The sequence below is a fragment of the Nitrospinaceae bacterium genome (assembly GCA_018669005.1).
Classification (GTDB): Bacteria; UBA8248; UBA8248; order UBA8248; family UBA8248; genus UBA8248.
The window spans coordinates 1-11,815 of record JABJAL010000053.1 but is presented as its reverse complement, the minus strand read 5'-3'; the positions used below and the strand labels follow the sequence as shown (position 1 = coordinate 11,815).

The following is an 11,815-nucleotide window of genomic DNA, read 5'->3' as shown; positions in this document are numbered from 1 at the left end:
GGAGACGGCAAAAGTATACTGCGGGAATTTGAGCGGTATATTTCGCTCTTTAAGGCGCTGAAACTGACGCGAGGAAAGCTCTGTAACAAGGTGGCGATCCACAAAAATCAACGCGAAGCCATCGCCAAGATCGGCCACAACGTGATCATCCCAAATCTTATCGAACAGCGTCTTGGGACTATTCATTGGTGGCCCTTTGGCTCAAGGACGCTACTTGCATAACTTTGGCAGACACGACCTCGCACCTCTCAGAACAAAAGGCTGGATTACTTTCTAGGAGTCAACCCCCTCTGCAACCAATAGAGTTGAGTGAGAATAATCAATTTTGGAACATCTATCTATGAAAAAGCACCCCCCGGAGAGCTCCTCCGGGGGGTGGTGTTCATCCGTCTAGCTGCGCTACTTCATTTCCATTTCGGACAACAGAATGTAGCCGTCAGCCCTATTTTTCCACATTATGTTCTTTTTCCTACCAGTGACTTGGTGCTGCTGATAGAGAAAGCCCAGGATTGCTTTTTCGCGAACGACACGATTGATTTCCTGGTATTTCTTTAATCGCTTGGCATCATCCAGTTCCGAGCGAGCGTCGTCGATGATTTTATCCATCCATTTCTCGCGGAACCCGCCCCAGGTGGAGCGGCTGTGAATGGTTCCAGCATACATATGCTCAGAGTGAAGATTCGAATCCATTCGGCAGGCAAATCGGAGGAAGGAGCCTACATTAGGCTTCCACCTGGCCCGCATTTTCGTCACGATGATACCGTACTCGGCCACCTGCAGTTTCACATTGATGCCTACCTTACCGAGCATGGAGACTAGCGCTTCAGAAACCTGTTTCCCTTTCAAATATCGTCCCAAAGGAGTCAACAACTCACTACTGAAACCTTTTGAATAACCAGCCTCGGCCATAAGTTTCCTGGCTTTTGCAGGGTCATAAGGATAGGGCTTGAGGTCGGGATTAAAACCAAAGCTATCAGGACCCACGTTGGTCGCGATAATTCGGCCACGTCCCTCCAGGACCGTTTTAACCAAGGCCTCTTTGTCGATGGCATAGTTAAGCGCTTGGCGAACTTTTACTTTTTCCCAAGGCGAGCCGGGTTTAATAATCGGATAGATGTAGCATGTGCGCGAGGACGGCACAGATATTACCTGAACGTTGGGATTAGACTTTGCCAACGATATCAACTGCGGAGAAATAGCGTCGGCCACATCTACATCCCCGGCAGCCAGGGCAGCTACCCTTGTAGTGGGCTCAGGAACCACCATGATTCTGGCGGACTTAATCTTCGGTACGCCCGGCTTCCAGTAGTTGGGATTAGCCTCGTAATGAAACTCGTGCTTCCCCTTCCACTTCGCAAGAATGTAGGGTCCGCTACCGATTGGATTGCGAGCCAGATGCTTCAGGCTCTTGCTTGCGTAGTACTTAGGCGGCACGAGGCTACCGTACTGGGAGAGCACAGAAATCAAGAAAGTATCTGGCTGTTTGGTGTGAACCCGTACCGTGTAGGCGTCAACCACCTCCACGCTTTTGATGCTCCTGACATGGCTATACTGCCGGGATTTGAGTTTGGGGCTAATAATTCGCTCCAAGCTGTACTTGACGGCATGAGCATCCAGAACTTCACCATTAGTGAACTTGACCCCCTTGCGAATCTTGAATTCCAATATTTTGGGACTCACCGAGCGCCACGATGTTGCAATATGGGGACCAATCTTGCCGCCGGCATCGCGAAAGAGAAGCCTGTCAAACACCAGTGGATAATGAGAGTTGAGAGGAAAGCCGGTAATTCTGTGCGGGTCATAGGTTTTCACACTTCCCGCAAAAGCAAGTACGACTTTTCCCTTTGGTGCGGCAAACGAATTGGCAGGCCAAACAAATGCGATAGAAACCATTAAAACAACGAGCATACGAAGGAACTTCATTTTTCCCCTCCCCTGTCTTTAGATTAGAATCCCTACTCCAAGTGCCTTACCACTCCAACAAAGAACATTTTCAATTCATAGTCGGTCATTGTTTTATGAAACCAAAATTAAATAGCAATTGAGGCTCCTGCCCTAATTCTCCCCTAGAGCGCACAATACTACAGCTTCATTTTCACTTATTGATTTCGGTAAGAATAACAGAATAATTCAAGTATGGCGAATCCGTGATTCTACGACAAAAGAAAATGGTTCTCCGAATCGCTCCAGAAAACCTTTGGCTTTAGTGGAAGATCAGTACTGCTCGTTATAGCTGCGCTCGGTGGGAGGGTGTCTTGAAAATCTTATGATTCGTAGGTTTTCGAAAGATTTCCAGCAAGGGGAGCGGTGTCCTCAGACCGGGTGAGTAGAGATGCGGCGTCACGATTATGAGCACTTCTTTGTCTATCTCCGTTCGTTTCTGTGCTGCTGTGAAAACATTGAGAATAGGCACGTGGCGGAGCCAGGGGATACCCGCGTTACTCGATGAGCGGCCATTAAACATGAGGAAATTGTGGGGCAGGCCATATCGCTTGGTGCAACAGATTATATCACCAAACCTGTCTCACTTGATTACCTAGATGAAATAATCATGAAAAAGATATCCGGCTTATCTAATTCCGAGGACGACCCATCCTGAATTTAAATCCCATGTCATTTTATCAAAATTCCATCCTACCCAAAAACCTACTCACCATTCTTAGACTCAAGTTTTTCACTGAAAAGAATTCCGAATTGGAACTTTCAATGCAAACTGCATTTGTCTGACAACCTTGGGGCAGGTATCAACAAAAAAGAAAATGTATGCATGACCTTCTTGCAAATATATCTATTCTAGCTGAGCATGAACCTGACATATTTCAACACAACCTATACATTTTCGATTAAACAGTGGTTTTCACTTCCCGGAGCCGGGTTCGTGCCTCCCTCGGGATTGGCTTTCATTCTAGGAGTTAACAACAAATATGGAGGATGAGAAACTATGTTCACCTACCGGGTATCAGAGCATAAGAAATTTCAACCGGGACATCATTCTGAAAACATATTGTGTCAGCAAGATCCAGGAGACGTGTCGATAGCCTGTCATGAACCCAACCAGATTGGGCCGTATCACGCCCACCCAAAATGCGCGGAAATTTATTACTGCATCGAGGGTGGCGGAATCATGCGAATCGCTGAAGAAAAGGTGGTGCTGTCTCCGGGAACCATCATCGTCCATCCGCCCGGCGAGTTGCACGAATTCTCAAGCGGCCCAGAGCGGACCATCCTCTTCCGCGTCCGCTATGGGGAAGAGTTCGCCTCCCGAATCCAGGAGTGGCCGAGCAATCCGGAATGGAAACCAGAGGAAAACTAAAAAAAGCGAGCAAAAACCTTTTGATGATGCCAAGGCCGAGGAGATAATGCGCGGTGGCGCCTTCGGAAGCACCGAGGCCACCTGCGAATAGAACGGGATCGACAAGAAATTCAACGAGCGATCACCCCCAAAGGAAAACAAACGGCCCGAGCAGGACACTCACCCCGCCCGGGCCGTTTTCATCTAGAGAATATTTCGTCGATAGTTTTTCCTGAAAACTGCTCCCTGCCCGACATGATCTTTGAGAACTTCTTCATCATCGCTTTTTTGTTCTTGAGGAACCAAGCGTCATCCACAGCAACCATATTCTTTTCTGAACCCTTGGGCCGGGAAATCGAAACTGCAACGCTCGATTGAATGGGAATATATCCGCCGAGGAAGGCGACACATACTTCATCAAGGCTTTTTCTTTCTTCCAGCAAATGAAAGTAGAAGGGTCACCAAGCGAAACGATGTCACAATTAAGCACACCAGCCATACGTTCGGCCTCAAACATCCAAGTGATACCGCCCGTCCCCTTTCGGGTCTAACTGACCTTGACCCCAAATTTTTTCGTGTACAACTTGGCCAACGCCTTTACAGCCCGGCGATTGGCACTGTGAAAACGGTGACACCATCTTCTTTTTTCGTAGCCGCTATCATATCGCTCATTGCGGCATCGGATAATGAAACTCAGAAACCGGTGAACGCAATAACGATGGCCAACAAACCTGCCATTACAAATATTTTCATCCCTGACTTCATACTGCTTGAGTTAAAACACCCCAACCGGCCTTTGTATCAATCGTTTTCAAGACACACACATCTATCGGGCGGGAACTCCAGAATCACCTCGGAACCAATAGGTGCCCCCACATCGGACTCCGACTCGACAAAGACTTCCTTTCCGCTCAACTCAACCGTGTACTGAATATATTTTCCGTAATACTGGCGTTTCATGATTTTCACCCGGAATATGTTGGTGTCCGTCGCAGGCGCCTCGTGATGAAACTTCACCCATTCCGGACGGATGCAAAAATACACCTCCTCGCTCCCGGTACCGTTTTTTTCTACCTGACGGGCCACCGTTATCGGTCCAAATTCCGTTTTCAACTGAATCGCACCGCTTGAGGCATCCCCTTCGGGCATCCCGGAGAAAATGTTGGAGGTCCCGATAAAACTGGCCGCGAAGCGGTTCCTCGGCGTTTGATAAAGCCCCTCGGGCGAGCCTTCCTGGATCATGGAGCCAAGCTCCATCAAAACGATCCGATCGCCCAGCACCATCGCCTCGGCCTGATCGTGGGTGACGAACACAAACGTGATCCCGAGGCGCTCGTGAAGGTCCACCAGCTCGCCGCGCATCTCCTCGCGGAGATTCGCGTCCAAATTCGAAAGCGGCTCATCGAGTAGCAAAAGCGAGGGCTCAACGACAATGGCACGCGCCAGGGCCACGCGCTGTTGCTGGCCGCCAGAGAGCTCGGTCGAGTAGCGCGCGTCGAGCCCATCGAGCTGCACCAGCGAAAGCGCCTCCATCACGCGCCTTTTGATCTCGGTCTTATTGATTTTCCGAACTTCCAGGCCATAGGCCACGTTCTGGAACACCGTTTTGTGCGGCCATATGGCGTAAGACTGAAACACCATGGACATTTGACGCTGATCCGGCGGCAGCACTTCATATTGATTGGACAATTCCTTGTCGCCGATGGTGATCGAGCCTGCATCCGGATTCAGGAACCCGGCAATCAGCTTGAGCAAGGTCGTTTTCCCGCAACCACTGGGACCGAGTAAAACCACCGACTCACCCTCTTTGAAAGTAAGCGAGAGATTATTCACGGCGACGGTATCGCCAAAGGTTTTCGTCAGGTTCTCGATCTTCAAATCCGGCATTTTATTTGCTCCCTACACTTCAAAAGCGCCCTTCCCTACTATTTTTCGGGAAAGAGTCACGAGGCTAAAATTGATACAAAAGACCATGAACGTAAGCGCACCGAGCAGGCCCATCTCGGCCTGTGCATGGCGAATTAGTAATTCTAGCTGAAAATCAAGCTTTCTTCGCTACCCTTCTTGGTACACGGCGTATTGCGCGATCAGCCATCACTATCAAACCATCAACGATCCTGGGATTTCACAAGTGGCTCAAGACGCGAAAATACCGGCTGCTCTACTCCTCTGGAACAAGCGCGATCTGGAAGAGAAGCTGGGGGAGTTTCAGGATTACTACAACGCATACTGGGTCCACCAGGCACTAAACCTGAAAGCACCTGCTGAAGCCGCAGGAAAAGAATTACCTACCCAGACGAATTTAGAAAATTATGCGTGTAATTCTCATTGCCGAGGGCTGCTTGTTTAGGAATTCGCCATGCATAGGCAGATAACGAGCCGTGTTTGTTAGGAAGGGGCTCTATCACTCCACGTCCCAGACCGGGCGGCGTACTTCCGGACTGACGATGCGGACGTTCTTGTCCCGCAGCGCCGATATCTGGTTCATTTCGTCCTGGCTGAGTTCGAAGTCAAATATGTCGATATTTTCCTCAATCTCCGAGAATTCGAGCGCGCGCGGTACGACGCCAACATCCGGCTGCTGGATCAGCCATTTGAGCGCGACCTGCGCGGCCGACTTCCCGTGGGCATTCGCGATCTTCTGGATCACCGGATCCTTCAGCACTTCCCCACGCGCTAGTGGCACGTGGCAGGTGATGAGCATGCCATGCTTACGGCTGGCGGCGATGACCTTATCCTGGCGGATATAGGCGTGATACTCGATCTGGTTGGTGAACAGTGGCTCGGGACATTTGTTCACCGCCTCGTCAAGCAGGGAGATGGTGAAGTTGGACACTCCGATATTTTTCGCCAGCCCCTCGCGCCTGGCTTTTGCCAACGCGCCGAGCGTCTCCTCCAGCGGCACCTTGGGCTGTGGCCAGTGGATCAACAGCAAATCGACATAGTCGAGGCCAAGCGTTTTTAGGCTAGTCTCTACCGAGCGCGCGAAGTCGTCGGCCTTCGCATTCTCCTCGGTCACCTTGGTGGTGACCCAAATATCCTCACGCGGTAGGCCCGAGGCGCGGATCCCTTCGCCGACCCATTGTTCCGAGCCGTATTTACGTGCCGTGTCGATGTGCCGGTAGCCACATTCAAGTGAATGGACAATGAGGTCAACCGCTCGCTCGGGTTCCGGAAATAGCATGGTGCCATAAGCGACGACGGGAATCTGCGCGCCGAACGCGGAGATGATTGGGGCCTTGGCTGGTTGCATCGTATTCCTCCGGCGCTTCTAACGCCTCAAAGTCGAGCTTTATGCTTTCAGACCGATTTCTGAAGAGCGTGAAGCTGGCGCGCGATGAATGCCTTGAGCATTTCGTGAGCGCGATCGGTGTCAGGCCCAGGTTCGAGCACCCACAAGTGGTGGCAGCCCTCAAAAACCTCAAGCTCACACTCGCCACCAGCAGCGCGATAGGTTTCGGCGAATTTCTGCTGAATTGCCGGCAGGACGTTGTCATCGAGTCCGCCTTGCATGAGCAACAGTGGCAACAAGTCAACCGGCTCCTTGCGATCGAGGATCATTTGTGGGTTGGCTTCTTCGATGTTGCTGAAGGGATCGAAATATACGTGGTGGCGATCCACCATCTTCTGGCGCTCCTTGGCAACTGCGTTGTTGTAGCGTGCCAGCGGATCGCTGATGGGCGAGCGCGTAGCGACGTAGTTGATGTGCGCATCAATTTCCTTGTGTCCTTCCAGTGGCAAGGCGTTGTAGCGCTGGTTCTGCGGCCGCATGCCGAGCAACTCCGCCACGTGGCCGCCGCTGGAACTGCCGAGCAAACCCATCGTAGACGGATCGCCGTTCCAGCCGGGCGCTTTCATCTTCAGCCAGCGAATGCCGTAGTTTGCGTCTTGCACCGAGGCCGGGTACGGCGCTTCGCCGCTCAGGCGAAGATCGACGGACACCGTCAGGATCCCGCTGCGCGCCGCGGCTTCGGCCATTGCCACATTGGCGAAGCGGTCCTTGCCCGCCCAGGCGCCTCCGTGCAGGTCGAGCAACACAGGAAACGGCCCATCGCCGACCGGTTGACAGATTCGGGCGAGCAGCATTCGAGTGGGGACCTGTCTGAAGTCCTCTTCCCAAATCTTGATCTCGTAATCTGCATTTGGATCGTAGTTGGCTGGCACCGGATATGTTCCTTATCATCTCTTCTGTTTGGTTTGCCAACAAGGTTTGAATTGGATCCTTGCACACTGAGTGCGCCATGGCAAATAATACCTGTGCATGGATATTCAGGTTGGCCATTTTGTAAAGGAGCTGTTTTTTTTCAACGAAAAAATGAAACTGAAATCCTACTTTATACGAGGACCTCGCCTCCACCGCCGCCGCGGGCGATGATAATTTTGCCTTCATCCTCAAGGCGCTTGGCGGTATTGGTAATGCCCTGCTGCGCTTTTTCAACATCGCTGAGGCGCACCGGACCCATGGCTTCGAGGTCTTCCCTGATCATGTCAGCCGCACGCTCGGAGAGGTTCTCAAGAATCTTCTCCTTCACCTCATCGCCCGAGCCGCGTAGCGCAATCGTGAGATCCTCGTTGCTCACCTCGCGGAGCACCTGCTGAATGCCCCTATCATCGATGAAGATAAGGTCATCGAAGGTGAACATCATATTCCTGATCTCTTCGGCCAACTCGGGATTTAGTTCATCTATCTTTGAGACAATTAAATTTTCGTTCGACTTATCCACATAATTGAGAATCTCGGCCACCGAGTGAATACCACCCACCAACTGTGTCTGGCCACTGCCGCTGGCCGCCAACTCATCGCCTAAAATAGTATCGAGGTCGTTGATGACAGAAGGAGGAATACGGTCCAGGGTCGCCATTCGATAGGCGACCTCGCCTCGAATCCCCTCGTTCATCAGGCTGAGAACCTCGGCGGATTTTTCGGCGTCAAGGTGCGCGAGAATAAGCGCGATGGTCTGGGGATGTTCGTTTTTCAAGAAGTTGGCGATGGTTTTAGCATCCAGAAGACGCAGGGTTTCAATACCCGCCTCCTCCGTCGGCACCGAGAGGTTTGAGATGAGGTTTTCAGCCGCATCCTCACCGAGTGCGGATTCCAGCAGTTTACGCACGCTCGCGACGTTACCAACCCCTAATCCCTTGTTCGCACCGCTAATGGTTTTTCTTAAAAACTCCTCGTTCACCGCCCGAGCAAGGTCTTGCGAGAGCGTACCAATGCTTGCCATGTAGTTGCCCAGGTGCTGAATCTCATCCTGCCCCATCTCGCCAAGAACCTTTCCAGCCATGTCCTCGCCCAAGTTCAGGAGCAAAACGGCCGCTTTTTCCGAGCCATTTAGACGTTCAATTGTTTGTGATGCTCGCACCATATTTTTTTTCTCCCAGCGACACCCTACACCTAAAGAACTTCTAGCAGGAGAAAATTACCTAGAAATTAAAATAGCTATCGAATATTCTGAGCTACATCCGACATCACTCTAAACCCGTTACTAATTTCATCATGGGTCCAGAAACCTATGTCAGAGAGCGTTTACTGTCCAATATTCATGTCTGAGGCCCCGATCCGATTCGAGACTTAGTTAAATTTCCGTAAAATTAGTTGAGAAAACCACGTAATCCACACTTTTCCCAAGTCAAATTCATTGAGAATCTTCAATCCAAAGAATTCGCCAAGGCATTTATGATTTGTGGAATTTTAAAAAATATCGGAGACAGCGCCCAACTCCTTCACTCCCGCTCGGATAAGCAAGAAGGGGCGGGCCCAAGCCCGCCCCTTAGCGTAAACCTTTTCTCAATCAGCAGTTGATCGTCCCGATGGCGGGGCTAGGAAGCCGCGAGTTTCTCGGCGCAGGCATATGAAACGTCTGAATCCACCTTGCCAATCTTTTTACCCGGCATGACTGCCCACTTCTCAGCGAGTTTGCTGCGTGCGTCCCATTCCAGCTTAGCCGCGTCCTTGTTCTCGCCCAGTGCGCGGGCCGCGCAGATTGACGCCTCCGAATTCACCATGGCTGCGCGCATTTGCCCCTGCATGGCGAATGTCGTGACACCCCATCCAGCCCAGAGGGCGATGATGGGTCCCGCGATCACGCCAACAGCAGCGCCCTTCATGAACGGCACCCACGCTTTCCATGTCTCTTGCACGTTTTTCATGAAACTCATATGAAACTCCACATATACTACGGGACTACGAGTGGCACTTTGAAGTATATTTATCTTCCTATGCCATATCTTATATTATGTTAAATCGTCTGGATATACAAAGCGGGAAACACGTACGATCAGCACAATCGAGGAGCCTAACAATTTATAAATATCAGCAGCTGAAAAATTGATTTCATTCAACCCGAAATTTTAAACTCGGTGGTGAATTTGGTCAGGACAAGCTTTCCTCTGCAAAAATTTCATTCGGGATAAATTCAGTATTATATCAGAAGCTACGCATAGTCCATGACCTAAACATAATCCCAATCAATCCTGAAATTGATGTTCTTTAAATTCGGATACACCCCAGATGAACAAACAAGCCATCAATCAAAAAAACCAAATACGATTCTCCTGTGCATGGCGTATTTCTAACCAAGCGGGAATTGAGTACTTAAACATTTTCCTTCCGTTTCCTGACCCAGTGAATTTGTGGTGAGGTAATCCGACCGAAATTTCTTAACTATTCAGCATTTCCATCATAGCGAGCGAGCAGAAGGCTTGCGTTTTGTCCACCAAAACCAAAGGAGTTTTTTAATGCGTATCTCACATTCGCCTTCCTCGCTATATTCGGGATGTAGTCAAGATCGCACTCCGGCTCGGAATTTCGGTAGTTAATTGTAGGCGGGAGAATTTGGTGCCGCAGGGCAAGTGCGGAATAGATGGTTTCCACCGCCCCGGACGCTCCGAGAAGATGGCCCGTCATGGATTTCGTGGAGCTGACGGCTAGACCGTATGCATGTTCCCCAAAAACGCGTTTAATGGCGAGCGTTTCTATCTTGTCGTTCTGCACTGTCGCTGTCCCGTGGGCGTTGATGTAGCCCACATCTTCAGAAAGGACATTGGCATCGTGAAGCGCCATTTCCATGCAACGTACAGGACCTTCCCCGTCGGGATCAGGGTGAATGAAGTGGTAGGAGTTTGAACTCAGGCCGAATCCTTTAATTTCGGCATAGATATTCGCTCCCCGTGCTTTGGCTTTTTCGAGATCCTCAAGGATAAGCATTCCAGCCCCCTCGCCGATGACGAATCCGTCACGACCGGAATCAAAGGGACGACTGGCTCTCTTTGGCTCCTCGTTGTGCTTGGAAAGGACCCGCATGGCGCTAAATCCGCCCATTACCAATTCGAAAATGCACGCCTCAGATCCTCCAGCGATCATGACATCCGCCGTTCCTCTTTGAATATCCTGTAGCGCCATGCCGATAGCGTGGGTCCCGGATGCGCAAGCCGTATTCGTACACCTCATCGGACCCCTGAGGTTCCAATGCAATCCCACCCGGGAGGAAGCCATGTTCCCAAGAAAATTCGACATAAAATTCGGACTCAAGACAGTTTCTCCTCCCCTGCCCAAGGCCTCGGTTGAAGATTGAAGCCCCAATCCCACCCCCACGTTTACGCCGAATCTTTCCGCTGCATCGCCTTTGGGAGAGGAGAGCCCAGCATCCGTAAACGCTTGGGAGGCGGCCACGAGAGCAAACTGGATGGAGCGGCTCATTTCATTCAGATCTTCATGGTCCGGATATTCTTCAGGATTGAAACCTTTCACTTCCCCGGCGATTCGAGAGGGAAGTCTGGATGTGTCGAATTGGGTGACCTCATCGACGCCGGAGGCCCCGCATAAAAGCGCGTCCCAATTTTTCTCTACCCCGATCCCCAGGGGAGTGACAAGTCCGACCCCTGTGATGGCAATTCGCTTACAGCACATCCGCTACACCTCTCCATTGGAATTTGTGAAGATGGGACTCCTCGCCTGTAGGTGGCGAACTAGTAATTCGCCAGGGACAGGCCAGATCAGTACGGCTATGCTCTGGGGGGGGCTACACCCATCTGTTCAGTGCGGGTAAAAAGAAAAGAGGCTACCATTTCTGGTGGCCTCTTTTCTTCACCACTCACCTTACATTGACCTTACACGAAAATCTTAAAATGTAAGGCAATCATGGCAAATGATTGATTTTCTTTGGTGGAGGTCGGAGTCTTCCGCAAACCCGTCTCACCCAATTTCCCTGTTTAACAGGGAAAATACAGGGAATTTTCCCCTCGCTCAGTTCCTACACTTCGCAAAATTAGTAATTCGCACCCACATCCGGGTGAGCGATGAGTTCAAGATTGTCGCCCAGATGGAGATCGGCTCCGGCCTTTTCCGCGAGGCTTTCGCCCCGAGCGGGATACAGGTCAGCTACGGCGAGGAAATCCACTGCCGGATGCGCACCCGCCATTGTGGCGCGAAGAGTGCCAATTCGCCCCGAGCCAATGACGGCGATGCCAACTTGTTTATGGCGCATGCATAACCTCGCCTTGATCGCTAAAAGTCAGAAAACG

General features: G+C 51.0%; 12 protein-coding genes. 2 read left to right on the top strand and 10 right to left on the bottom strand.

What is annotated here, in order from left to right:
- Together HOJ95_07040 and HOJ95_07035 are read right to left on the bottom strand one after the other, a co-directional pair.
- A partial coding sequence (locus HOJ95_07040) for a 3-isopropylmalate dehydratase large subunit (GenBank protein MBT6394443.1) occupies positions 1-186 on the bottom strand: 186 nt, incomplete at its 3' end.
- A gap of 213 nt (positions 187-399) precedes the next feature.
- Positions 400-1,923 carry a hypothetical protein gene (locus HOJ95_07035; protein ID MBT6394442.1) on the bottom strand — a complete coding sequence of 508 codons (1,524 nt, stop codon included), beginning with the start codon at positions 1,921-1,923 and terminating at the stop codon, positions 400-402.
- 1,105 nt (positions 1,924-3,028) lie between these two features.
- On the opposite strand from HOJ95_07035, the gene HOJ95_07030 reads away from it, so the two are divergent.
- Entirely contained in the window at positions 3,029-3,313 is a 285-nt protein-coding gene (locus tag HOJ95_07030; protein ID MBT6394441.1) for a cupin domain-containing protein, read from the top strand.
- A gap of 179 nt (positions 3,314-3,492) precedes the next feature.
- Here HOJ95_07030 and HOJ95_07025 read toward each other — a convergent pair whose 3' ends face one another.
- Positions 3,493-3,735, bottom strand: a complete 243-nt coding sequence (locus tag HOJ95_07025) for a hypothetical protein (GenBank protein MBT6394440.1) — start codon at positions 3,733-3,735, stop codon at positions 3,493-3,495.
- Between the two features lie 358 nt (positions 3,736-4,093).
- Positions 4,094-5,179: an ABC transporter ATP-binding protein gene (locus HOJ95_07020; GenBank protein MBT6394439.1), complete on the bottom strand. Its 1,086-nt coding sequence runs from the start codon at positions 5,177-5,179 to the stop codon at positions 4,094-4,096.
- A gap of 244 nt (positions 5,180-5,423) precedes the next feature.
- Here HOJ95_07020 and HOJ95_07015 point away from each other — a divergent pair, with 244 nt between their 5' ends.
- Complete coding sequence (locus tag HOJ95_07015) at positions 5,424-5,642, top strand: hypothetical protein (GenBank protein ID MBT6394438.1); 219 nt, start codon at positions 5,424-5,426, stop codon at positions 5,640-5,642.
- A 54-nt stretch (positions 5,643-5,696) separates the two neighbouring features.
- Here HOJ95_07015 and HOJ95_07010 read toward each other — a convergent pair whose 3' ends face one another.
- From HOJ95_07010 to HOJ95_06985, 6 genes are all read right to left on the bottom strand, one after another.
- Entirely contained in the window at positions 5,697-6,545 is an 849-nt protein-coding gene (locus tag HOJ95_07010; protein MBT6394437.1) for an aldo/keto reductase, read from the bottom strand.
- 47 nt (positions 6,546-6,592) lie between these two features.
- Positions 6,593-7,456 (bottom strand): alpha/beta hydrolase, encoded by an 864-nt coding sequence (locus tag HOJ95_07005; GenBank protein ID MBT6394436.1) that lies wholly within the window; start codon positions 7,454-7,456, stop codon positions 6,593-6,595.
- Positions 7,457-7,626: 170 nt separating this feature from the next.
- Entirely contained in the window at positions 7,627-8,658 is a 1,032-nt protein-coding gene (fliG, locus tag HOJ95_07000) for a flagellar motor switch protein FliG (protein MBT6394435.1), read from the bottom strand.
- Between the two features lie 454 nt (positions 8,659-9,112).
- Positions 9,113-9,451 (bottom strand): hypothetical protein, encoded by a 339-nt coding sequence (locus tag HOJ95_06995; GenBank protein ID MBT6394434.1) that lies wholly within the window; start codon positions 9,449-9,451, stop codon positions 9,113-9,115.
- A 505-nt stretch (positions 9,452-9,956) separates the two neighbouring features.
- The gene (gene fabF, locus HOJ95_06990) at positions 9,957-11,201 is read right to left on the bottom strand and encodes a beta-ketoacyl-ACP synthase II (protein MBT6394433.1); all 1,245 of its coding nucleotides are present in this window, start codon (positions 11,199-11,201) and stop codon (positions 9,957-9,959) included.
- Between the two features lie 358 nt (positions 11,202-11,559).
- Positions 11,560-11,778 (bottom strand): hypothetical protein, encoded by a 219-nt coding sequence (locus HOJ95_06985; protein ID MBT6394432.1) that lies wholly within the window; start codon positions 11,776-11,778, stop codon positions 11,560-11,562.
- Between the last annotated feature and the right edge of the window lie 37 nt (positions 11,779-11,815).